Annotated in this window: 21 protein-coding genes; 13 read left to right on the top strand and 8 right to left on the bottom strand. The window is 75.2% G+C overall.

Features of this window, described 5'->3' with window-relative positions; all coding sequences use genetic code 11:
* Positions 1 to 30 precede the first annotated feature (30 nt).
* Both QFZ62_RS00325 and QFZ62_RS00320 read right to left on the bottom strand, forming a co-directional pair.
* Positions 31 to 582, bottom strand: coding sequence for an iron-sulfur cluster assembly scaffold protein (locus QFZ62_RS00325; protein WP_307500791.1), 552 nt, complete (start codon positions 580 to 582; stop codon positions 31 to 33).
* Positions 579 to 2,390, bottom strand: coding sequence for a gamma-glutamyltransferase family protein (locus tag QFZ62_RS00320; RefSeq protein ID WP_373425924.1), 1,812 nt, complete (start codon positions 2,388 to 2,390; stop codon positions 579 to 581). Before QFZ62_RS00320 ends, QFZ62_RS00325 begins: the two co-directional genes overlap by 4 nt.
* A gap of 107 nt (positions 2,391 to 2,497) precedes the next feature.
* Between QFZ62_RS00320 and QFZ62_RS00315 the strand changes: the two genes are divergently transcribed.
* From QFZ62_RS00315 to QFZ62_RS00300, 4 genes are all read left to right on the top strand, one after another.
* A complete protein-coding gene (locus tag QFZ62_RS00315; protein ID WP_307500790.1) occupies positions 2,498 to 3,937 on the top strand; it encodes an MFS transporter in 1,440 nt (479 codons plus the stop codon).
* A 105-nt stretch (positions 3,938 to 4,042) separates the two neighbouring features.
* Positions 4,043 to 5,071 (top strand): LLM class flavin-dependent oxidoreductase, encoded by a 1,029-nt coding sequence (locus QFZ62_RS00310; protein WP_307507632.1) that lies wholly within the window; start codon positions 4,043 to 4,045, stop codon positions 5,069 to 5,071.
* 115 nt (positions 5,072 to 5,186) lie between these two features.
* Positions 5,187 to 5,981 carry an esterase gene (locus QFZ62_RS00305; RefSeq protein ID WP_307500789.1) on the top strand — a complete coding sequence of 265 codons (795 nt, stop codon included), beginning with the start codon at positions 5,187 to 5,189 and terminating at the stop codon, positions 5,979 to 5,981.
* Positions 5,978 to 6,670 carry an NAD(P)H-hydrate epimerase gene (locus tag QFZ62_RS00300; RefSeq protein ID WP_307500788.1) on the top strand — a complete coding sequence of 231 codons (693 nt, stop codon included), beginning with the start codon at positions 5,978 to 5,980 and terminating at the stop codon, positions 6,668 to 6,670. Before QFZ62_RS00305 ends, QFZ62_RS00300 begins: the two co-directional genes overlap by 4 nt.
* A gap of 110 nt (positions 6,671 to 6,780) precedes the next feature.
* Here QFZ62_RS00300 and QFZ62_RS00295 read toward each other — a convergent pair whose 3' ends face one another.
* From QFZ62_RS00295 to QFZ62_RS00280, 4 genes are all read right to left on the bottom strand, one after another.
* Positions 6,781 to 7,809 carry an NADPH:quinone reductase gene (locus tag QFZ62_RS00295; protein ID WP_307500787.1) on the bottom strand — a complete coding sequence of 343 codons (1,029 nt, stop codon included), beginning with the start codon at positions 7,807 to 7,809 and terminating at the stop codon, positions 6,781 to 6,783.
* Between the two features lie 40 nt (positions 7,810 to 7,849).
* Positions 7,850 to 9,415 carry an amidohydrolase gene (locus QFZ62_RS00290; RefSeq protein ID WP_307500786.1) on the bottom strand — a complete coding sequence of 522 codons (1,566 nt, stop codon included), beginning with the start codon at positions 9,413 to 9,415 and terminating at the stop codon, positions 7,850 to 7,852.
* Positions 9,412 to 10,098: an FMN-binding negative transcriptional regulator gene (locus QFZ62_RS00285; protein WP_307500785.1), complete on the bottom strand. Its 687-nt coding sequence runs from the start codon at positions 10,096 to 10,098 to the stop codon at positions 9,412 to 9,414. Before QFZ62_RS00285 ends, QFZ62_RS00290 begins: the two co-directional genes overlap by 4 nt.
* Positions 10,099 to 10,212: 114 nt before the next feature.
* The gene (locus QFZ62_RS00280) at positions 10,213 to 11,928 is read right to left on the bottom strand and encodes an AMP-binding protein (protein ID WP_307500784.1); all 1,716 of its coding nucleotides are present in this window, start codon (positions 11,926 to 11,928) and stop codon (positions 10,213 to 10,215) included.
* 124 nt (positions 11,929 to 12,052) lie between these two features.
* Here QFZ62_RS00280 and QFZ62_RS00275 point away from each other — a divergent pair, with 124 nt between their 5' ends.
* Positions 12,053 to 12,889 carry an alpha/beta fold hydrolase gene (locus tag QFZ62_RS00275; protein ID WP_307500783.1) on the top strand — a complete coding sequence of 279 codons (837 nt, stop codon included), beginning with the start codon at positions 12,053 to 12,055 and terminating at the stop codon, positions 12,887 to 12,889.
* Positions 12,890 to 12,929: 40 nt separating this feature from the next.
* On the opposite strand, the gene QFZ62_RS00270 is transcribed toward QFZ62_RS00275, so the two are convergent.
* Positions 12,930 to 13,277, bottom strand: coding sequence for a LysR family transcriptional regulator (locus tag QFZ62_RS00270; protein WP_307500782.1), 348 nt, complete (start codon positions 13,275 to 13,277; stop codon positions 12,930 to 12,932).
* A 121-nt stretch (positions 13,278 to 13,398) separates the two neighbouring features.
* Between QFZ62_RS00270 and QFZ62_RS00265 the strand changes: the two genes are divergently transcribed.
* From QFZ62_RS00265 to QFZ62_RS00245, 5 genes are all read left to right on the top strand, one after another.
* Positions 13,399 to 13,803 carry a (deoxy)nucleoside triphosphate pyrophosphohydrolase gene (locus tag QFZ62_RS00265; protein WP_307500781.1) on the top strand — a complete coding sequence of 135 codons (405 nt, stop codon included), beginning with the start codon at positions 13,399 to 13,401 and terminating at the stop codon, positions 13,801 to 13,803.
* Between the two features lie 128 nt (positions 13,804 to 13,931).
* Complete coding sequence (locus QFZ62_RS00260; RefSeq protein WP_307500780.1) at positions 13,932 to 15,044, top strand: 2-keto-3-deoxygluconate permease; 1,113 nt, start codon at positions 13,932 to 13,934, stop codon at positions 15,042 to 15,044.
* Entirely contained in the window at positions 15,041 to 16,420 is a 1,380-nt protein-coding gene (locus QFZ62_RS00255; protein WP_307500779.1) for a four-carbon acid sugar kinase family protein, read from the top strand. The genes QFZ62_RS00260 and QFZ62_RS00255 overlap by 4 nt, the downstream gene beginning before the upstream one ends.
* Positions 16,417 to 17,457, top strand: coding sequence for a 4-hydroxythreonine-4-phosphate dehydrogenase PdxA (gene pdxA, locus QFZ62_RS00250; protein WP_307500778.1), 1,041 nt, complete (start codon positions 16,417 to 16,419; stop codon positions 17,455 to 17,457). Before QFZ62_RS00255 ends, pdxA begins: the two co-directional genes overlap by 4 nt.
* 21 nt (positions 17,458 to 17,478) lie before the next feature.
* Positions 17,479 to 18,399, top strand: a complete 921-nt coding sequence (locus tag QFZ62_RS00245) for a GntR family transcriptional regulator (protein WP_307500777.1) — start codon at positions 17,479 to 17,481, stop codon at positions 18,397 to 18,399.
* Here the strand turns inward: QFZ62_RS00245 and QFZ62_RS00240 are convergent.
* A complete protein-coding gene (locus tag QFZ62_RS00240) occupies positions 18,396 to 18,992 on the bottom strand; it encodes a hypothetical protein (RefSeq protein WP_307500776.1) in 597 nt (198 codons plus the stop codon). The two genes, QFZ62_RS00245 and QFZ62_RS00240, sit on opposite strands and share 4 nt — an antisense overlap.
* Before the next feature lie 220 nt (positions 18,993 to 19,212).
* Here QFZ62_RS00240 and QFZ62_RS00235 point away from each other — a divergent pair, with 220 nt between their 5' ends.
* Genes QFZ62_RS00235 through QFZ62_RS00225 form a run of 3 tightly spaced genes read left to right on the top strand, consistent with a single transcriptional unit; the run spans position 19,213 to position 22,691 of the window.
* Entirely contained in the window at positions 19,213 to 20,640 is a 1,428-nt protein-coding gene (locus QFZ62_RS00235; RefSeq protein ID WP_307500775.1) for a threonine/serine exporter ThrE family protein, read from the top strand.
* Positions 20,641 to 20,686: 46 nt separating this feature from the next.
* Positions 20,687 to 21,364, top strand: coding sequence for a response regulator transcription factor (locus tag QFZ62_RS00230; protein WP_307500774.1), 678 nt, complete (start codon positions 20,687 to 20,689; stop codon positions 21,362 to 21,364).
* Between the two features lie 28 nt (positions 21,365 to 21,392).
* Positions 21,393 to 22,691 (top strand): cell wall metabolism sensor histidine kinase WalK, encoded by a 1,299-nt coding sequence (locus QFZ62_RS00225; protein ID WP_307500773.1) that lies wholly within the window; start codon positions 21,393 to 21,395, stop codon positions 22,689 to 22,691.
* The last annotated feature ends 8 nt before the right edge of the window (positions 22,692 to 22,699 follow it).

Below are 22,699 nucleotides of genomic sequence, written 5' to 3'. Positions count from 1 at the left end.
TCGGTGGGCTGCGCAGGTCGCGGCGGACCCTCAGCGCCCCAGCGCCTCCTGCAGCGCGTGCCACGCGAGCAGCGCGCACGTGCCGCGGAGCGGGTAGCGGCCGGAGTCGGCCAGGGCGAACGCGTCGCCGAGGCGGTCCTCCGCGCCGGGGAGGAGCTCGTGCGAGCGGATCAGCGCGCGCAGCTCCACCACGAGCGCCGACGCCTCCGCGGCCGTGCGCCCCTCGACCAGCTCGGCGAGCATCGACGCCGACGCCTGCGAGACGGTGCAGCCGCGGCCGTGCCAGCGGACGGCGATGCGCTCGGCGGGATCCACGACCGCGCCCGCGTCGAGCGCCGGATGCGGGGGCTCCGCGGGATCCGGCGGATCCGCCGCGAGCACCCGGAGGTCGACCACGTCGCCGCATGTCGCGTTCCGCTGCTCCGAGGCGCCGAGCACGATGCCGGCCGACGGGGTCGCGGCGTCCGGCTCCGCGACGAACCGACCCGGGGCGGACGCCGCCCGCAGGGCCGCGTCGCTGCCGACCCGACGCCGGGCGTGGTCCGCGATGAGCGCCGACGCGATCTGCCGGTCGAGCGTCATCGCCCGACCGCGTACCCCTGCGCCCCGCGCGGGTTCGCCGCCGCGCCGAGGAGGCCGGTGGCGGGATCACGCGTCACGGCCGACAGGCGCCCGAGGGTCCAGTCCCCCACCACCTCGACCTCGTGGCCGCGCGCCCGCAGGTCCTGGATGACGTCCTCGCCCACGCGCCCCTCGACCACGAGGCCGCCGGGCGTCCAGGTGCGCGGCCAGAAGGACCCGGGGACGCTCGTCGTGTGGAACGTCGGTGCGTCCACGGCCTCCTGCGGGGAGAACCCGCCGATGATCGTGCGCAGCAGGTACGGCAGCTGCCACTGGTCCTGCTGGTCGCCGCCGGGCGAGCCGAGCGCCTCCACCGGCTCGCCATCGCGGGTGAGGAGGGTGGGCGTCAGCGTCGTGCGCGGCCGGCGCCCGGGCACGAGCGACGACGGGCCGCCCGGCTCGAGCCACGTCATCTGCAGGCGCGTGCCGAGGCAGAAGCCGAGCGCGGGGATGAACGGGGACGACTGGAGCCAGCCCCCGGAGGGCGTGGCGGAGATCATGTTGCCGAACCGGTCGACCACGTCAAGGTGGCACGTGTCGCCGCGCGTCTCGCCCGTGCGGGACACGGTCGGCTCGCCCGTGCCGCCGGCGGAGGCGGGCGCGTCGCCCTCGACCAGGAGCGGCGGCAGGAAGGGCTCCACGCCGTCGACGCGTCCGGGCCGCAGCTCGTGCGACGCCGCGTCCGTGATGAGCGCGCGCCGCTCGGCCGCGTACTCCGCCGACAGCAGCACGTCGAGGGGCGCCCCGCCCGGCACGGCGTCGCCGTAGTACGCCTCGCGGTCGGCCAGCGCCAGCTTCTGCGCCTCGATGATGCGGTGGATCCCCGCGGCCGTCGACGGGTCGATCTCGTCGTCCGCGTACCCGTCGAGGATCATCAGCGCCTGCAGCAGCGCCGGCCCCTGGCCCCAGGCGTCCGTCTTCCAGATGCGCAGCCCGCGGAACGCGATCGATACCGGGTCCTCCCATGAGGCGCGCGAGGACGCGAGGTCCTCCGCCGTGAGGAGGCCGGCGTGGTCGGCGCCCGTCGAGTGGCGGTGCGCCTCCTGCGCGCTCGCGACCATCTCCTCCGCCACGAAGCCCTCGGCCCAGACCGTGCGGGCCGCCTCGATGCGGTCCTCGCGCGTCGCGTCCGGGCCCGCGGCGGCCGACGACTCGGCGAGGATCCGCTCTAAGGACGCCGCCCACGCCGGGTTCGTGACGAGCGAGTCGGCGACCGGGGCCTCGCCGTCGGGCATCCAGAACGCGGCGGACGCGGTCCAGTGGTCGCGGAAGAGGTCGGCGACGCCCGCGATGGTGCGGCTCACGCGCGCGAGCATCGGGTGCCCGTCGCGGGCGTACCCGATGGCGAACGCCCACACGTCGGCGAGCTCCCACGTGCCGTGGTCGCGCAGCAGCAGGAGCCAGGCGTCGACCGCGGCGGGCACGGCGGCCGCGAGGGCGCCCGCGCCGGGCACGCGGTCGAGACCCTCCTCCCGGAAGCGCTCCGGGGTCGCGGCGGCGGGCGCGGATCCCTGCCCCATGAGCAGCTTCGGCGCGTCCTCCCCCGCGACGTGCACGACCGCGGTCATGTCCCCGCCCGGCCCGTTGAGGTGCGGCTCGACCACGTGCAGCACGAAGGCGCTCGCGACGGCGGCGTCGAACGCGTTGCCGCCGCGCTCGAGCACGGCCTGGCCGGTGCCGGACGCGAGCCAGTGCGTGGCGGAGCTCATGCCGAAGGTGCCGCGGAGCGTCGGGCGGGTGGTGAAGGCGTCGGGGGCGCGGAACGTCACGAGGGGGTCCTTCCGGTGGGGATGCCCCCAGTCGACCACATGCGTTCCTCCCGGTGCGGGAATGCGCCCGGCCCCGCCCTGCGTTGACCGGACGACCCGGGAGGCTCATGACAGACACCAGCGGCGTCGGATTCCGATCCGAGCGCGGCCCGATCCTCATCGCCCTGATGATGACGACGGGCCTCGTGGCCATCGACTCGACCATCCTCGCCACCGCGGTGCCGTCCATCGTGGCGGACCTCGGCGGCTTCGCCTCGTTCCCGTGGCTGTTCTCGATCTACCTGCTCGCGCAGGCCGTGTCGGTGCCGCTCTACGCGAAGCTCGCCGACACCGTGGGCCGGAAGCCCATCATCCTCATCGGCATCGGGCTCTTCCTCGTCGGATCCGTGCTGTGCGGGTTCGCCTGGAGCATGCCCGCGCTCATCGCGGCCCGCGCCATCCAGGGCCTCGGCGCCGGGGCCGTGCAGCCCATGGCGATCACGATCGCCGGCGACATCTACACGGTCGCCGAGCGCGCCAAGACGCAGGGCTACCTCGCGAGCGTGTGGGCGGTCTCCAGCGTGGTCGGCCCGACCCTCGGCGGCGTGTTCTCCGAGTTCACGAGCTGGCGCTGGATCTTCTTCGTCAACGTCCCGCTCTGCCTCGTGGCCGGCTGGATGATCGTCCGCCGCTTCCACGAGTCCATCGAGCGCACGCGCCACCGCGTCGACTACGCCGGGGCCGCGCTCCTCACGGTCGGCCTCAGCCTGCTGATCCTCGCGGTGCTGGAGGGCGGCCAGGCGTGGGCGTGGGACTCCCTGCCCAGCATCGGCGCGTTCGGCGTCGGCGCCGTGCTCATCGTCGCCTTCCTCCTCGTGGAGCGCCGCGCCGCCGAGCCCGTGCTGCCGCTCTGGGTCTTCTCGCGGCGCCTCCTGCTCACGACCACGCTCGTATCGCTCGGCGTCGGCGCGATCCTCATCGGCCTCACGTCCTACGTGCCCACGTACCTGGAGGGGTCGATCGGCGTCACGCCGCTCGTCTCGGGCCTCGCGCTCGCGGCGCTCACGATCGGCTGGCCGATCTCCGCGTCGCTCTCGGGCCGCCTGTACCTCCGCATCGGGTTCCGCCGCACCGTGCTCATCGGCATGGCGCTCACCATCGTGGGCACCGGGTCCATCGCCGGGCTGGCGGCCACGCCCACCCTCGCCGGCATCGCCGCGGGCTGCTTCGTCGTGGGCCTGGGGCTCGGCCTCGTCGCGACGCCCAGCCTCATCGGCGCGCAGTCGAGCGTCGGCTGGGGCGAGCGGGGCGTCGTCACGGGCGCGAACCTGTTCGCCCGGTCCATCGGCAGCGCCGTCGGCGTGGCCGTGTTCGGGGCCATCGCGAACGCCATCTTCGCCGCCTCCGCGGGCGGGCAGCGGGATCCGGACGCCGTGATCGCCGCCTCGGGCGCCGTGTTCCTCGCGGTGGGCGTCTGCGCGCTCGCGACCGTCGTCGCGGGGCTGCTGATGCCGGAGTCCCGCGTCGAGGACACCGAGATCGCGCGCACCGAGCCCGTCGCCGACTGATCCCGCAGGCGGCGGATCCGGTCCCGCCGATTCGCGGGAATGCCGGACCCGCCCCTACAGTTGAACCGAATGCATACGTTCGCATGGATCAGGAAGCAGGACAGCATGGCGCAGGAGATCGAGCTCGGACTGGACACGTTCGGGGACGTGACCGTGGGATCGGACGGCCGTGAGCTGCCCTACGCCCAGGTGATCCGCAACGTCGTCGCGGAGGGCGTGCTGGCCGACCAGGTCGGCATCGACTTCATCGGCCTCGGCGAGCACCACCGCGACGACTACGCGATCTCCTCCCCCGAGGTCGCGCTCGCCGCCATCGCCGCGAAGACGGAGCGCATCCGCCTCGGCAGCGCCGTCACGGTCCTCAGCTCGGACGACCCGGTGCGCGTCTTCCAGCGCTTCGCCACGCTCGACGCCGTCTCGGACGGCCGCGCGGAGGTCATCCTCGGCCGCGGCTCCTTCACCGAGTCCTTCCCGCTCTTCGGCTACGAGCTGAGCGACTACGAGCGCCTCTTCGAGGAGAAGCTGGGCCTGTTCGCCGAGCTGATCAAGGAGACGCCCGTCACCTGGAGCGGCTCCACGCGCGCCTCCCTCACCGAGCACGACGTGTTCCCGAAGACGGTGAACGGCATCAGGACGTGGGTCGGCGTGGGCGGCAGCCCCGAGTCGGTCGTGCGCGCGGCGCGCCACGGCCTGCCGCTCATGCTCGCGATCATCGGCGGCGAGCCGCACCGCTTCGCCCCGTACGCCGACCTGTTCGCGCGCGCCCTCGACCAGCTCGAGCAGCCGCGCCTGCCCGTCGGGATCCACTCGCCCGGCTACGTCGGCGAGACGGACGCCGAGGCGCGCGAGGCGTTCTTCCCCGACTACCAGGTCATGCACGCCCGCATCGGCAAGGACCGCGGCTGGCCGCCGCTCGCCCGCGCCTCCTACGAGCAGGAGATCGAGCACGGCTCGCTGTACGTCGGATCCCCGGAGACCGTCGCCCGCAAGATCGCCGCGACCCTGAAGGCCGTGGGCGCCACCCGCTTCGACCTCAAGTACAGCGCGGGCCCGTTCTCGCACGAGCGCATGATGGGCGGGATCGAGCGCTACGGCACGATCGTGGCGCCCATGGTCCGCGACATCCTGGCCTGATCCGCCCGGCCGTCCTGCGAAGGCGGGGGCGCCTCCGGTGGAGGGCGCCCCCGCCCGCGGGATATCCTGCGAACGTCCCCGCTCGGGGGCATCGCGACGGACGGGACGGGCTGCGATGACCGGCGTTCCGCCCACCTCCGCCGATCCGGGCCGCGACCGCGACCCCGTCCGCGACGCGTCGGGCGCCGGCCTGCTGTCCTCCGGCCCGCTCGCGTCGCTCCGCTCGGCCACCGTCGGCCGGCTGCAGTACCGGGTCCTCTACCGGGAGATGCGCCGCGCCACGTTCCCCCGCGACTCCCCCACCGGCTCGATGCCGGGACCGGATCCGTACGGCCTCGCTGTCGTCGGCGAGGGCACGGCGGTGGGCTACCAGACGGTGTCGCACGACCTCGGCGTCGCCGGGCAGGTCGCGCACAAGCTCTCCGTCCGCACCGGACGCGGCGTCTTCTGGTCCGTCCAGTCGTTCCCCGACTTCACCGTGCGCTCCTGGCGCGCGGGCCTCGACGCGTTCCCCGCGTGGGCGAGCACCGACGTCGCCGTCCTCGCCCTCGGGATCGGGGACGCCATCCGCTTCACGCCGACACCGCTCTGGGAGTCGCTGCTCGGGGCGTGCATCACGGAGATGCAGGCGCGCATGCCCGAGGGCGCGCTCGTGCTCGTGACGGAGGTCCCGCCGCTGGAGATCTCGCCGGTCACGCCGCCGCTCATCGCCGGTCCCGTGGGTCGGCACGCGGATGCGCTCAACCGCAGCACCCGACGCGTCGTCGAGCGCTTCGACCGCGCCGACAGCGTCCCGTTCCCGGCGTGGCGCATCCCCGAGTTCGCGGCCCCGAACCCCGAGGACACGCTCTACGGGCGCGTCTACCGGGCCTGGGCGGAGCTGCTGGTCGACCGGATCGCGTCGGCATGATCGCGCCCGGCTCCCTGGCCGACGGGTACGCGGCCGCGGACATCCGCGCGGCCGAGGCGCCGCTGCTCGCGGCCGGGGCGCAGCTCATGCGGATCGCCGCGGCCGGGCTCGCCCGGGAGTGCCGCGCCCTCGCGCCCTCGGGGGCAGTGCTCGTGCTCGTCGGCGCGGGGAACAACGGCGGTGACGCCCTGCTCGCCGCCGCCGAGCTCGCGCGCGAGGGGCGCGCGGTGCGCGTGATCCGCACGGCCGACCGCGTCCACGAGCGCGGCGCCGCGCAGGCCGCCGCCGCGGGCATCGCCGTCGCCGCCGCGGAGGAGCTGGCCGACGACGAGGTGGCGGCGCTCGGCCGGGCATCCGGGCTCGTCGTCGACGGGATCCTCGGCATCGGCACGACGTCGAGCCCGGCCCTCCGCGGCGAGGCCCGGCGCGTCGTCGCCGCCCTGCTGCCCGTCGTCGCGGCTGCCGGCGGTCCGATCGTCGTCGCGTGCGACATCCCGAGCGGCGTGGGCTGCGACGACGGCGCGGTGCCGGATCCGACCGTGCTGCCCGCGGACGTCACGGTCACCTTCGGCGCGGGCAAGGCCGGCCTCCTGCGCGAGCCCGGTCGCGCGCTCGCGGGCCGCGTGGTGCTCGTGGACGTGGGTCTCGACCTCACCGGGGCGACCCCGCTCGTCCGCGCCGACGCCTGACGACGCGCGTGGGGGCGCACGGAGTCGCCGCACCGGGCCGAGGCCGGCCGGAAGCGCGGATGACCGCATCGCCCGAGGCGATGCGGTCATCCGTCGTCCGCGCCCGCTGATCAGGCGGGCGTCACGTCGATCAGCACCTTGCCGGTCACGCCGTCCTCGACCGCCTGGTGCGCGTCGGCCGTGGCCTCGAGCGCGAAGCGGTGCAGGGGCAGACCCGCCTCCTCGCCGACGGGCAGCGCGCCATCGATGAGCGCGAGGTGGATGTCGGCGCGGGCGGCGTCGAGCGCCTCCTGGCCCACCGTGTAGAGCAGCAGGAACTGGTAGCGCAGGTTCTTCACGAAGCTGGGGACGACGGCCAGCGTCATCTCGTCGCCGCCGTTGTTCGCGTAGACGGCGATGGACGCCCGGTTCCGCGCGACCTGCTGGTTGAGGTCCGCGTTCTGCGCGGGGGCGACCTCCACGATCAGGTCGACGCCGTCGGGCGCGATGGCCTGGATCTCCGCGGCCGCGTCGCCCGCGCGGTAGTCGACCACGTGCTGGGCGCCGGCGGCGGTCGCGAGCGCGGCCTTCTCGGGCGAGCTGACCGTGGTGATCACGGTGGCTCCGGCCCAGCGCGCGAGCTGGATGGCCGCGTGGCCGACCGCTCCCGCGCCGCCCGCGACGAGCACGTGCTTCCCCGCGAGGGCGCCGGGCGCGAGGCGCGACGGGCCGTCCTCGGCGACGGTGAGCGCGCGGTGCGCGGTGACGGAGGGGACGCCGAGGCTCGCGCCGAGCTCGAAGGACAGGCCGTCGGGCAGCGGCGCGACGCGGTCGACGGGGAGGATCGTCTTCTCCTGCGCGGTGCCGGTGGGGCGACCGTGCGCGGCGAGCATGATCCAGACGCGGTCGCCGACGGCGAGGTCGGTGACGTCCGGGCCGACGGCGTCGATGACGCCCGCGCCGTCCTGGTTCGGGACGACCTCGGGGAACGGCAGCTCCTGGCCGGGCGATCCGCCGTCGCGGGACTTCCAGTCGGTGGGGTTCACGCCCGAGACGACGACGCGGACGCGCACCTCGCCGGGGCCGGGCGCGGCCTCGTCGCGGTCGACGAGCTGCAGGACGTCGGGGGCACCGGTGCGGGTGTAGGTGATCGCTCTCATGCTGGGCCCAACGCCCGGCTCCCCCGGGGTGTTCCTGCCGTCAGCTCCCGAGCGTGTCGTGCGTGAACCGGCCGCCGAGGAGCGTCGCGGCGACGTTCATGCCGCGGAGGTCGTCGGCGGAGGGGCCGCCCGCGAGCGGATCCGCATCCACGACCGCGAGGTCGGCCCGCTCGCCCGGCGCCACCCGCGTGCGGACGGACGCGTCGAGCGCGGCGGCGCGGTCGATCGCCTGCTCCGGGTGCCACGGCTCCCGGCCGTCGCGCGCGCGGCCGACGGCGGCGGACATGGTGACCCAGGGATCCAGCGGCGCGACGGGCGCGTCGGAGCCGAGCGCGAGGCGCGTGCCCGCGGCGCGCAGGTCGGCCAGGGCGAAGGCGCGGCCCGTGCGGCCGGCCCAGTAGACGTCGGCGACGTCGCGGTCGTCCATGGCGTGCTCGGGCTGCACGCTCGCGACGACGCCGAGCGCGGCGAACCGCGCGACGTCCTCGTGCGTGAGCAGCTGCGCGTGCTCGATGGATCCGACGAGCCCGTCCGCGTCGCGGTGCGCCCCGCGCAGCTCCCGGTCGAGGTGCGCGAAGGCGTCGAGGGCGAGGCGGTTGGCGTGGTCGCCGATGGCGTGGATCGCGGGCCGGAGACCCTGCGTGGCGGCCTGCACCATGAGGCCGAGCAGCTCGTCCGGCGGGACGGACAGCGTGCCGCAGGCGCCGCCGTGCGCGCCGCCGCCCTGGCCGTCGAGGTCGGGGTACGGGTCGAAGCAGTACGCCGTGCGGGTGTTCAGCGACCCGTCGGTGACGACCTTCGCGGGTCCCACGCGCACGAGGCCGCGCGTGCCGTCGAGCACGTCGCCGGTGCGGAGGCCCTCCTCGCGGGCGCGGTCGAGGTGCTGCGGCCAGACGCCGAACTCGACCCGCAGCGCGTCGTGGCCGAGGGCGGCGAGCCGGCGCCAGCGGTCGGCGTTCTCGTCGATCTCGAGGTCGACGACGCCGACCACGCCGCGGCGGGCGGCGTCGCGGGCGACCTGCACGGCGCGCGCGTCGAGCGACGACGCGTCGCCCTCCTCCACGCGGTACATGAAGTCGAAGCAGTCGTCCTCGCGGAGGAGCCCGGTGGGGTGGTCGCCGTAGCCGTGGGGCGCGAGCGCCGCGGAGCTCGCCCAGCAGCAGTGCAGGTCGCCGCTGACGAGGAGCACGGGGGTGTCGCCCGCGACGGCGTCGAGCAGGTGCTTCGTGGGGAGGTCGGGCCAGAGGCCGTCGCGGAAGCCGTAGCCGACGAGCGCCTCGGGGGCGCCCGCGCTCGTGACGGGGCCGGATCCCGTGGCCCGGGCACGCGCCGCGAGCGCGTCCCGGACGAGCGCGACGGCCTCGGCGGCGGAGGTCACGCGCGACACGTCCAGGCGGCGGGAGACCTTCGTCCACTGGGTGAAGTGGACGTGGTTGTCCCAGAGGCCGGGGATCACGAACCGGCCGTCGAGGGCGCGCGCCTCGACGCCCGCGGCGTCCGCGGAGCCGGCGGGGCCGACGGACGCGATGACGCCGTCGCGCACGAGCACGTCGACGAGCGCGGGGGATCCGGGCAGGCGCCCGCCCGCGAGGAGGAGCGCGGTCACGCGGGGCCCTCCCCTGGCGCCGCAGCCGCGGGGGCCGCGGCACGGGCCCGCGCCGCCGCGCGCCGCATCTCCGCGGCGAGCGCCGGGTCCGGGTACTCCGCGCCGTGCTCGAGCTCCTGGAGGACGCGCTCGACCACGTGCGGCGGCTTGTCCTGGCTGAGCTTCGCCTTCGCGACGAACCGCGTGACGACGAGGCGGACGCCCACGGTGCCGGCGCTGATCCGGGCGGCGTACGCGGCGTCGGGGGCGGTGCCCGCGATGCGGCGGGGCTCCGGCATCCGGTCCTCGAAGCGGTCGACGAGCTGCCCGAGCACCCGCAGGTTCTCCTCGGGCGAGAGGATCTCGACGCGGCAGGTGAGGTGCGCGCTGATGTGGTTCCAGGTGGGCACGGCCGGGTGGGCGTCGTACCAGCCGGGCGACACGTAGCCGTGCGGGCCCTGGACGATGACGAGCACCTCGCCGTCGGCGCCGTCACGCTGGCCGAGCTCGTGGATCCGCTCGTCGGGTCGGCCGACGTGGGTGAGGAGCGTGAGGTCGTCGCGGTCGGGATCGAGCAGGACCGGGTAGTGCGAGGCGACGAGCCCGGCGCCCGTGCCGCTCACGATCGTCGCCCACGGGTTCTCGGCGACGAGCCGGCGGACCTCGCCCTCGTCCTCGAGGGCGTACGACGGGTTCTCCCTCACCGGGCGACCGGCCGCGGCTCGAGGGCGGACGGGGAGGCGAGGGGCATGACGGGATGCTACCCGGCGCCGAGCACCCCTCCCGTCACCCCGCGGCGGCAGCCGATCGCGTCCGGCTCAGCGCGTCCGCAGCCCGGGGAACTGGTCGTCGCGCCACTCCCCCGCGAGGCGCTCTCCGGCGTCGGCCGCTGCGACCTCGCGCTGCCGGAGCTCGACGCGGCGGATCTTCCCCGACGCGGTCTTCGGCAGCTCGCCGAACTCCACCCGGCGCACGCGCATGAACGCGGGGCACCGCTCGCGCGCGTGCCTCAGCACGGCGAGCGCGGTCTCCTCGTCGGGCTCCCACCCGGCCGCGAGGTGCACGTAGGCCTTGGCGACGTTGAGCCGCACGGGATCCGGCGCGCCCACCACCGCGGCCTCGGCGACGGCCGGGTGCTCGATGAGGACGCTCTCGACCTCGAACGGGGAGATCTTGTAGTCGGAGGACTTGAAGATGTCGTCGGTGCGGCCGATGAACGTGATGGTGCCGTCGGGGTCGCGGCGGGCGACGTCGCCCGTGTGGAACCACCCGTCGCGCATCGACTCGGCCGTGCGGGCGTCGTCGCCGAGGTAGCCGGCCATGAGGTTCACGGGCCGGGTGGTGAGGTCGAGGCAGATCTCGCCCTCGTCGGCGGGCTCCCCCGTGACCGGATCCACGAGCACGAGGTCGACGCCCGGCAGCGCGGTGCCCATGGATCCCGGCACGACGGGCGCGCCGGGCGGGTTGGCCACGATGGCGGTGGTCTCCGTCTGGCCGTAGCCGTCGCGGATCACGAGCCCCCACCACTCCTCGATGCGCGCGATGACCTCGGGGTTGAGCGGCTCCCCGGCGGACATGATCTCGCGCAGCCTCCCGGGCCGCTCGCGGATCCCGGCCTGGATGAGCATCCGCCACACGGTCGGCGGCGCGCAGAACGTCGTGACCTCCGCGCGGTCGAGCTGCTCCACGAGCGCGTGCGCGTCGAACCGGGCGTAGTCGTGCACGAAGACGGTGGCCTCGGCGATCCACGGCGCGAAGAAGCAGCTCCACGCGTGCTTGCCCCAGCCGGGCGAGCTGATGGCGAGGTGCACGTCGCCCGGCCGCAGCCCCAGCCAGTACATGGTGGTCAGGTGCCCGACCGGGTACGACGTGTGCGTGTGCACGACCATCTTCGGCTTGCTCGTGGTGCCGGAGGTGAAGTAGACGAGGGCCGGATCCGTGGACGCGACCGCGACGCCCACCCGGTCGGCGGGCGCGTCGTCGGCGTCGCGGTAGTCGGCCCAGCCCGCGGGGACGGGCGCGGCCTCGGTGGCGCCGATCGCGATGCGGCCGTAGCCGCCCGGCACGTCGTCGAACACGGCCGTGTGCGCGAGGTCGGCGATGACGTGGGCGACGCCCGCGCGGGTGACGCGGTCGGCGAGGTCGGCGGATCCGAGCACGGTGGACGTGGGCAGGATCACGGCGCCGGCCTTCATGATGGCGAGCATCGCCTCCCACAGCTCCACCCGGTTGCCGAGCATGAGCATGACGTGGTCGCCCTTGCGGACGCCCCGGGCCACGAGCCAGGTCGCGACCCGGTCGGACCGCGTGGCCATCTCGTCGAAGGTCAGGCTGCGCTCGGAACCGTCGCCCGCGACGACGCGCAGCGCGACCCGGTCGTTCCCGCGCGCCATCTCGTCGAACCAGTCGACCGCCCAGTTGAAGGAGGCGCCGACGTCCGGCCAGGCGAAGCGCTCGGTGGCGGATGTCCGGTCAGCGCGGAGATCCTGGAGCAGGTCGCGGGCAGCGCGGTACGTGGAGTTCGCTCGGGTCATGGGTCCATCCTCCCGCCCTGCGCCTCGGCGCCGGACGTCGGCCCACGCGACCGCCCCGATCCCGGCACGGCTCCGAAGGCAACAGGTAGCGCACGAACCCATCGCATGACGGAAGGACGACCGCATGACCGAGATCACCGCCCACCACGGGCTGCTCAAGGACACGAACCTGCACGTCGACGACACCGGGGGCTCCGGCCGCCCCGTGGTCCTGATCCACGGCTGGCCGCTGTCGGGCGAGTCCTGGTCGAAGCAGGTCCCCGCGTTCCAGGCCGCGGGCTTCCGGGTCATCACGTACGACCGCCGCGGCTTCGGCCGCAGCGACAAGCCGCTCACCGGGTACGACTACGACACCTTCGCGTCCGACCTCGACGCGCTCCTCACGGAGCTCGACCTCCGCGACGTCACCCTCGTCGGCTTCTCGATGGGCGGCGGCGAGATCGCCCGCTACATCGGCACCCGCGGCGAGGAGCGCCTCCGCAGCGTCGTGTTCGCGTCCGCCGTGCCGCCGTACCTGGAGAGGACCGACGACAACCCGGACGGCCCGCTCACGAAGGAGGCCGCGGCCGAGATGACCGCCGGCCTCACCAAGGACGAGGACGCCTTCTACGAGGAGTTCACCACCGGGTTCTTCTCGGTGGACGGCGTGCTGAAGGTCACCGAGGCGGAGCGCCAGGAGGCGATCGCCCTCGCGCACCAGTCGAAGAAGCACGCGGCGCTCGCGTCGATGGCGGCCTTCGCGACCACGGACTTCCGCGACGACCTCCCGAAGGTCACCGTGCCCACGCTCGTCATCCACGGCGACGGCGACGCGACCGTGCCGTTCGAGGGATCCGGCGAGCGCACGCACCGCGCCATCCCGGGCTCCGAGCTGCACGTCGTGCAGGGCGCCCCGCACGGCGTCACGGTCAGCCACCCCGAGGAGTGGAACCGGGTCGTGCTGGAGTTCCTCGCGAGGTAGCACGACGCACCACCGCGCAGGGGCGCTGATCCGTAGCGGGTCAGCGCCCCTGCGTGCGCTTGTAGGGCTTGGGCTGGCCCTTGACCACGGGCGCACGGCCCTGCCCCTTCGACGCCTTGGCCTTGCCGCCGGCCGGGGGCTTCGGCGCCTCGGGCGGGGTCGAGGGCTTCGCGAGCTCCTCGAGCGCCTCCTCGTAGGCGAGCCGCCCGGTCTTCGTCAGCCGGGTCTCCGTGCTCTGCGGGTCGAACACGGCCTTGCCGTAGTGCTCCTCGACCGCGCGGATGGAGGAGGCGAGCTTCGCGCGCGAGATGCCGAGCTGATCCGCGGCCTTCGGGAGGTGCAGCACCTCGGCCGCGACCACGAAGTGACGCTGGTGGCTGATCTTCACGTGGTGGAGCCTCTCGTCGCGGCGGATGCCGGAGGACCCACGGTACAGGCCGACCGAGGGCCCGCCCGGTCGGGCCGGTAGCGTCGACGCGGGCCCGGCGGCCCCAGACGGGAGGCGCACGATGGCGGGACTCGAGGTCGTGGCGGCGGTGATGGTCCGCGAGGGGCGGGTGCTCGCGTGCCGTCGCGCGGCGCACAAGCCGGGCGCGGGGACGTGGGAGTTCCCGGGCGGCAAGGTCGAGCCCGGTGAGCGGCCCGAGGAGGCGCTCGTGCGGGAGATCCGCGAGGAGCTCGGGATCGACGTGACGGTGGGCGCGCTCGTGGACCGCTCCGAGGTGCCCGTCGGCGACCGCGTCATCGACCTCGCCTGCTACCTCGCGGATCCGGTCGGCCCGCTCCCCACCACCAGCACCGACCACGACGAGCTGCGCTGGGTGCCCGTGGCCGAGCTGGGGGCGCTCGCCTGGTCGGCGCCGGACCTGCCGGCGGTGGCCCGGCTCATCCGGGACGCCCGCGGGATCGGCTGACGGACGAGCCGTGATCGCCGACGCCGTTGACGCGCGCAGGGAGCGCGATCTAATGTAGGTACACCGTGTACGTACTCAACGCCGAGGGTGCGCGCGGCAACGTCGCCGACGATCAGAGGAGATCCGCCATGGCATCCGACCCCTTACCGACCAGCCGCGTCCCGTTGTTCGACGGGATGAACCGCATCCCCGGCGGCCTCATGCTCATCCCGCTGATCCTCGGATCGATCGTCGGCACGTTCGCGCCCGGCTTCCTCGACCTCGGGAACTTCACCACCGCGCTCTTCAAGGACAGCGCGCTCCCCCTCATCGGCATCCTGATCTTCGCGACCGGCATGCAGATCACGCTCCGCACCTCGGGTCCCGTGCTCGCGACCTCGGGCGTGCTGCTGCTGACGAAGTCGATCATCCCGGCCACCGCGGTGGTGGTCCTCGGCAACCTGGTGGGGCTCGACGGCCTGCTCGGGGTGTCGATCCTCGCGCTGCTGGTGAGCATGGACAACAGCAACGGGGGCATCTGGCTCGCCTTCACCGGTCGCTACGGCCGGGAGCGCGACCGCGGGGCGTACATCGCCAGCGCCGTGAACGACGGCCCCTTCTTCTCGCTGCTGTTCCTCGGCGCCGCCGGCCTCGCCGACATCCCCTACACGCTGCTGCTCGCCGCCGTCATCCCGCTGCTGCTCGGCGTGATCGTCGGCAACCTCGACGCCAAGTGGACCGAGATCATGCGACCCATCCCCAACATGGTCATCCCGTTCTTCGCGTTCGCGCTGGGGACCGGCATCGACCTCGGCAACGTCGTCTCGGGCGGGCTGTCGGGCATCGTGGTGGGCGTGATCGCGACCGTCTTCACCGGCACCGTGGCCTACCTCGGCTACCGGTTCCTGCTGCGCCGCGGGAAGGAGTCCGGCCTCGGCATCGCGTCGGCGACCACCGCGGGCAACGCGATCGCCACGCCCGCCATCGTCGGCGCGGCCGATCCGAGCTTCGCGCCGTACGTCGAGGTCGCGACCGCGCAGGTCGCCTCGGCGGTGCTCGTCTCGGCCGTCCTCGCGCCGATCCTCGCCGCCTGGGTGCTCAAGCGCGAGGGCGGCATGAAGGCCATCTCCGACGACCGCGCCCGCGACGAGGCGCTGGCCGAGAGCGAGGCCGCGGCGATCGCGGCCGATGCGGACGCGGACGGCTCGGGTCCCGGATCCACCGGCCGCCGCAGCGCCGGCCCGGGGGCGGGTGCCGCGTGACGCCGGCCTCCCCCGCCGTGACGGCCCCCGCCGCAGGCACGCGGGCGTCCGTCGGATCCGTCGCCATCGTGGCGGACGACCTCACGGGCGCCGCCGACTCCGCCGTTCAGTTCGCCCGGGCCGGCTGGGCCGCGCGCCTGGCGCTCGGCGGCGACGTCCAGCAGCACGGCCACGACGGCTCCGTCATCGCGATCGTCACCGACGCGCGGGCGCAGGATCCGGACGAGGCCCGCGCGTCGACGCGCGCCGCCGTGGCGCGCGCCGTGGCCGACGGCGACGACCGGCTCTTCGTGAAGATCGACTCGACCATGCGCGGCACGGTGCAGGAGCAGGTCGAGGGGGCGCTCGCCGCCTGGTCCTCGCGCGAGCCGAGCGCCGTGGCCGTCGTCTGCCCCGCCTACCCCGCCATGGGCCGCACGGTCGAGGGCGGGCTGCTGCTCGTCGACGGCCGGGGCGTCGAGACCACGTCGGTCGGCCGCGACCCCGTGACCCCCGTCACGACGAGCGCCCTGGCCGTCCTCCTGCCCGGCAGCGCGCACGTCGAGGCGGCCTCCGACGCCGCGGACCTCGCCGTCCGCATCGCCACGGCCGCCGCGGCGGGAGCCCGCGTGGTCACCGTCGACGCCGTCACCACCGCCGACCTGCGCTTCGTCGCGGAGGCGCTCGCCCTGCTCGGGCCGCGCGCCGTCCCCGTGGGATCCGCGGGGCTCGCCGGCGAGATGGCGCGCGAGTGGGGCGTCGGCCTCGAGGCCCCGCGCGCGGACGCCCCGCGCGCCGCCGCCTCCGTCGCCGCCCCGCGCCACGTGGTGGTCGTCGTCAGCTCGCTGCACGACGTCTCCCGCGGGCAGCACGCCCACCTGGCGGCCGCGGCGGCCGAGGGATCCCTCGCCGAGCGCGTCCGCACCATCGCCCCCGCGCTCGACGCGCTGATCGGCGACGGCGACGCGGATGCGACCGCCGACGAGGACGGGATCGACGCGGACGCCGTGTCCGTCACCGTCGTCCTCGCCCCCGAGCGCACGGCGCGCGTCGACCGCTCCACGCCCGACGCATCGCCGACCGTCGCCGAGCGCGTGGCGGCCGGGCTCGCCCGCATCGCCGACCGCGTCATCACGCGCCGCGGCGCGAGCGCGCTCGTGCTCATGGGCGGAGAGGGCGCGCGCGCCGTGCTCACCCGTCAGGGCGCCGACGCGATCCTCGTCCGCGACGCCATCCGCGAGGGCATGCCCCTCGGCACCATCGAGGGCGGACGGCTGCACGGCATGCCCGTGGTGACCAAGGCGGGCGGCTTCGGCTCCCCCTCGTCGCTCACGGACATCGTGCCGGAGCTCCTCGACCACCCCGCATCCACCCCCACGCAAGGAGAAGCACCATGACCCTCCCCCGACTCGCCATCACCCTCGGAGACGTCGCGGGCATCGGCCCCGAGATCACCGCCAAGACCCTGCTCGGCCACGACGACCTGCGCGAGAAGGCCGTCACGGTCGTCATCGGCGACGAGGCGGCCATGCGCCGCGGCGTCGTCGCCGTGGGCGGCGACCCGGAGAAGGTGCGCGTCATCGCCTCCGTCGCCGAGGCGCGCAACGAGCCCGGTACGATCGAGCTGATCCAGACGGGTCCGTCGCTCGCCGACGTGCCGGTCGGCGAGCTCAGCGCCGCGGCCGGCGACGGCTCCTACCGCTTCGTCGTGGAGGCGTGCCGGCTGGCGCGCGAGGGCGAGGTGGACGGCATCGTCACCGCACCGCTCAACAAGGCCGCCATGCACGCAGGTGGGCACAAGTGGCCCGGTCACACCGAGCTCCTCGCGCACGAGTTCGGCGTCGAGAACTTCTCGCTCGTGCTCTCCGCCGGCGAGCTGTTCTTCTTCCACCTCACGACCCACGTGTCGATGCGCCAGGCGATCGACGACATCACGCCCCAGCGCACGGGCGACGTGCTCGACCTGGCCGGCGCGTTCGCCGCGTCCATGGGCACGCCCGACGAGCTCATCGGCCTCGCGGGCCTCAACCCCCACGCGGGCGAGAACCGGCTGTTCGGCGACGAGGACGCGGACATCCTCGCGCCCGCGGTCGAGGCCGCCCGGGCGCGGGGCCTCAACGTGGTCGGGCCCGTGCCCGGCGACGCGCTGATCCCGGCGGCCGTCCGCGGCAAGTACAAGCTGGTCGTCGTCTGCTACCACGACCAGGGGCACGCGCCCTTCAAGGCCGTGTACGGCGACGACGGCGTGAACATCACCGTGGGCCTGCCCGTGGTGCGCGTCTCGGTCGATCACGGCACCGCGTTCGACATCGCGGGCCAGGGCATCGCCCGCGAGGCGAGCCTTGTACTGTCGGTGGAGCGCGCCGCGTCCCTGGCCCCCGGCTGGGACCACGTGTGGCGCACGGCGCAGAAGATCGACGCCCCCGCCGCCTGACCCGTGACACCCGAGGAGACCGTGCCGAACCGGATCGACGACCTGGATCCCGGCGCGGTCTCCTCGGCGCATGCGGGGCCTTTGCACGCGCAGCTGACCGCCGTGCTGCGCGCCCCCGTCGTCGACGGCACCTGGCCGCCCGGCTCGCAGCTCCCGACCGAGGCCGAGCTGCAGGAGCGGTTCGGCGTGTCCCGGTCGGTGGTCCGCCAGGCGCTCCACGCGCTGACGGCCGAGGGGCTGGTCCAGCGAGGACGCGGGCGCGGCAGCATCGTCGCGCCGCGCGGTGAGCTGCACCGCCTCGTGCAGCGGGTGTCGGGGCTCTCGACGCAGGTCCCGTCCGTGGCCACGCGCGTGCTCGAGCTGGCGCCCGGGCGCGACGCCGACGCGGAGCGCACGCTCGGAGGATCCGACCTCCACCTCCTCCGCCGGCTCCGCTCCGCGGGCGGCGAGGCCGTGGCGCTCATCCACACCTGGCTGCCGAGCGGGATCGCCGACCGGCTGACCGCGGACGACCTCACGGACGCCTCCCTGCACGCCCTCCTCCGCTCCCGCCTGGGGATCCAGGTCGCCGCCGGACGGCGCCAGGTGCGCGCGGTCGGCGCCTCGTCCGAGGTGGCCGCCGCGCTGCGCGTCGCCGAGGGCGCGCCCGTCCTCGTGCTGGAGGGCACCAGCACGGACGCGTCCGGCGACCCGGTCGAGGTGTTCCGCACCTGGCACCGCGCCGACCGCTTCGTCTTCGACATCGACGTGCTCACGACCGAGGGCGACTCGGCGGCGCCCGTGCAGCCCGTGGATCCGGCGCCCGCGGCAGCGCCGGCGGGGCTCGCGTCCCCGCCCGCCTCCGCGCCGCCGCGGACGCCCGCCGCGGAGCAGGCCGACCTCGCGGCCCGGGCGCGCGCCCTCTCCCGCGAGCTCGCGGAGCTGGCCGCCCGCCTCGGCTAGCGGGCGAGCGCCCGCGCGATCGGCCGGCGCCACTGCACGGCGCAGCCGACGAGCACGGCGACGACGACGACGAGGGCCGACCAGCGCGCGAAGCCCGTCACCGGCACGCCGGCCAGGGCGCCCACGACCCCCGCCAGCAGGGCGAGGGCGACCGACGTCCCCACGAGCGCCCACACCGCGAAGGCGAGGTCGTCGTCCTCCGGCTGCTCCCGCGCGTGCGCGGCAGCCCACGCCGACCGGCGCTGCTCCCGGTGGCGCTCGACCGCGATCACGAAGGCGAGCACCTCCGTCGGCAGGTCGCCGCCCGGGAGGGCCAGGTAGCCGGGCAGCGCGGCCGTGCCCCGGCCGGCCGCGGCGAACTGGCGCGCCGCCCGGTCCTGCTCGGCCGGGGTCGCGAGACCGGGGATCGCGAGCGCGTAGCGGCCCGCCTGATCCGGCGCCCGCAGCTCCCGGTAGTACCCGACCAGCGTCCGCCGGGCCTCGGCGTCACCGGGCGACCGGCGGACCCGGGCGCGCAGCGACTCCAGCGCCGCCGCGCGTCGACCGGACTGCCACAGCCGCGCGGCGCGCGCGATCGCCTCGGCCTCGTCCATCCGCACATGCTCCCAGCTCGGCCGCGCTCGTGTTCCCCCGACGCGCGCCTAGGGTGGGACCGATCCACCATCCGCCCCCGCTCGATGCGGGCTGGCCACGAACGGAGCGCTGATCGCGCTGAGCACCAGCCCGCCGCCCGCGGATCCGCGTCGTCCCCGCCGGGACCCCGGCGCCGCACGTCCACCGCGCCAGCGCCGCCGACGCGTCAACCCGCAGGAGATGCGCGACGTCCGCGCGCGCCTCCGCGGCACCATCTACGAGGGCACCGAGCCCGCGCACGGCCGCCTCGGCGACCTGTACTCGCCGCGGCAGATCATCGACTTCTGCCTCGACCTCGGCGAGGTGATGCTCGCCTCGGGCGCCGACGTGCGCGCGGTCGAGATCGCCATCGTCGCCGTGAGCACGAAGTGGAACCTCGCGCCGCTCGAGCTCGACATCACGGGCACCGCCATCACGATCCAGTACGCGCCGCTCGAGGGCCCGCCGCTCGTGAAGCTCCGCGTCGTCACGGCCGAGGGCAGCGACCTGCACCGGCTCTCGCTCGTCTACCAGATCGTCGACGAGCTCCTCCACGACGACCGCGACATGACGAGCGCCGTCGACGGCCTCGTGGAGGTGCTGAAGTCGCCGCCGCGCTGGCCGTCGTGGATCACCGACGCGGCCATGGGCCTCTTCGGCGTCTCCGTGTCGCTGCAGGCCGGCGGATCCCTCGCGGGCGCGGTCGGCGCGTTCCTCCTGATGATCGGCGTCATGGTGCTCGGCCGGCAGCTGTCGCGCCGCGGCATCCCGCCGTTCTTCGTGGTCGCCCTGCAGTCGGCGGCCGTCGCCGCGCTGGGAACGCTCGCCATCTGGTGGGGCCTCCTGCCCGCGGGCAGCTCGGCCGCGATGGTGGCGGCGGTGGTGGTGCTGATCCTCCCCCACGTCACGATCGTGACCTGGGCGCAGGACGCCATCTCGGGCTTCCGGGCCATGTCGGTGTCGCGGGCCATGATCATCCTGCTCATCGTCGCGGGCATCGCCGTCGGCATCCCCGGCGGACTCGCGCTCACCTCCGGCGTCGACATCGAGGTGGATCCCACCGACATCACTCTCCGCGCCCTGCCGTTCTGGATGCTGCTCATCACCACGTTCTTCGCGGCCGGCGCCACCGGGATCACGCAGGGCGCCAACGCGCGCGTGATGCCCGTCGCCATCGCCGTCGCGCTCGTCGGCACGTCGTCGCTGTGGCTCCTCAAGTCGGCCGGCGTGCCGCTGCTCGCCGCCACCTTCCTCGTGGCGACGCTGCTCGGCGCGCTGGGGACGGTGGTCGCGGCGCGCCTGCGCGTCTCGGCCACGGCGATCGCGGTGCCGGCGTTCTGCGGATCCCTCCTGCCGTCGCTCGCGGTCGCCTCGGCGCTGCTCAACTCGATGGCGGGCACCTCCGGCGCGACGGGCGCGTTCGTCGGGGCGATGGCGACGACCCTCGCGATCGGCGCGGGCCTCGTGCTCGGCAACCTCCTCGCGACCCCGCAGGCCCGGCGGCACCTCCGCCGCCGCTCCAAGCGCGTGGTCGTGCAGTCGGTGAACCTCGACACGACGCCCATCGGGATCATCCGCGACCCGGCGCTCGTGGACCCCGCACCCGGCGGCGCCGTCGGCCCCTCCTGACCCCGCCCCGCAGGTGCGCGGCGGGCCCGTCTGCCACGGTGGTCGGATGAGGATCCTGGTGGTGGACGACGAGCGGCGCCTGGCGGACGGGATCCGGCGCGGGCTCCAGGCCGAGGGCTTCGCGGTCGACGTGGCGCACGACGGCGTCGACGGCCTGTGGTGGGCGCGCGAGAACCGCTACGACGCGATCCTGCTCGACCTGATGATGCCCGGCATGAGCGGCTGGGCCGTCTGCCGGACGCTCCGCGAGGAGGGCATCTGGACGCCCGTGCTCATCCTCACCGCCAAGGACGGCGAGTGGGACGAGGTCGAGGCGCTCGAGGCGGGTGCCGACGACTTCGTCACCAAGCCGTTCGCGTTCCCCGTGCTGGTGGCCCGGATCCGGGCGCTCGTGCGTCGCGGGGCACCCGCGCGGCCGGTCGCCCACCGCATCGGCGACCTCGTCGTCGACCCGGGTCCGCGCCGGGCCTCGCGCGGCGGCGACGAGATCGACCTCACCAGCCGCGAGTTCGCGGTCCTCGAGTTCCTCGCGCGGAACGCCGGCCGCGTCGTGTCGAAGCGCGAGGTGGTGGCGAACGTGTGGGACGACGACTTCGACGGCGACCCGTCGATCGTCGAGGTGTACGTGGCGCACCTCCGACGCAAGCTCGACCGGCCGTACGGCACCGCGACCATCGAGACGGTGCGCGGTGCGGGCTACCGGCTGGGCGGATCCGATGCGTGAGCCGCGTCGACGGCGCCGGTCCCTGCGCGTGCGCGCCACGACGGCGGTCGCCCTCATCGCGCTGGTCCTCGGGGCGGTCGGCGGGGTCGCGTTCGCGCTGGTGCTGCGGGCCTCGCTCGAGGATGGCGTGCGCCAGGGCGCGGAGCGCTCCCTCGAGACCATCGCGGACGCCGTGGCGGCCCGCGGCCCCGACGCCGTGACGGGCCTCGGCGACGACGACCTCGTGCAGGTGCTCGACGCCGACGGCCGGGTGATCGCGCACGGCGAGGATGCCGGCGGATCCGCGCTCACGGCGGGCGGCGGATCGGGCGTGATCGTCCACGACGGCGAGCGGCGGGTCGCGGTGTCCGACGACGTGGATGACGCGGGCGGCGTGACCGTCGTGGTCGCGGCCCCGCTCGAGGACGCCGACGACGCGCTCGCCGCCGTCGTCCGCCTCCTGCTCGTCGCGGTGCCCGTCGTGGTGGCCCTGGTGGCGCTCCTGGCGTGGGTCGTCGTGGGCCGCGCGCTCCGGCCGGTCGAGCGGATCCGCCGCGACGCCGAGGCCGTGGGCTCCACTCCCGGCGACGGGCGCATCGACGAGCCCGGCACGGGCGACGAGCTCGACCGCCTGGCCCGCACGCTCAACGGCATGCTCGCCCGGCTCGACGCCGCCCGCACGGCGCAGCGCCGCTTCGTCTCCGACGCGTCGCACGAGCTCCGCTCCCCGCTCGCGACCGTGCGGCAGCACGCCGAGCTCGCGCGGATCCACCCGGACCGCACCAGCCTCGCCGAGCTCGCCGACGTGGTGCTCGCCGAGGGCGCCCGGCAGCAGGACCTCGTCGACGCCCTCCTCGTCCTCAGCCGCCTCGACGAGGGCGCGGCGCTCGACCGGCGGCACGTGGACCTCGACGACGTCGCGCTGGAGGAGATCGCCCGGCTGCGGGCGCGCACGGGCGTGCGGGTCGACGGATCCGGGATCGCCGCCGCCCGCGTCGCCGGTGACGCGCGCCTCCTCGCGCTGGCCGTGCGCAACCTCGCGGAGAACGCGGCACGGCACGCGGCGTCCACCGTAGCCGTCTCCACCGCGGCCAGCGCCGACGGCGTCGTGCTCGCGATCGACGACGACGGCCGCGGGATCCCGGCGACCGAGCGCGAGCGCGTCCTCGACCGGTTCGTGCGCCTCGACGAGGGACGCGACCGGGACTCCGGCGGATCCGGGCTCGGGCTCGCCATCGTGCGCGCGGTCGCGGAGGCGCACGGCGGATCCGTCGCCATCGCGGACGCGCCCGGCGGCGGCACCCGCGTGGTGCTGCGCCTGCCGGCCGCGGCCGGCGACGCCCGCTGATCCGCGCA

It is taken from the genome of Clavibacter sp. B3I6 (assembly GCF_030816895.1).
GTDB lineage: Bacteria > Actinomycetota > Actinomycetes > Actinomycetales > Microbacteriaceae > Clavibacter.
The sequence above is the reverse complement of the archived record's forward strand: the minus strand, read 5'-3'. Positions and strand labels throughout refer to the sequence as shown.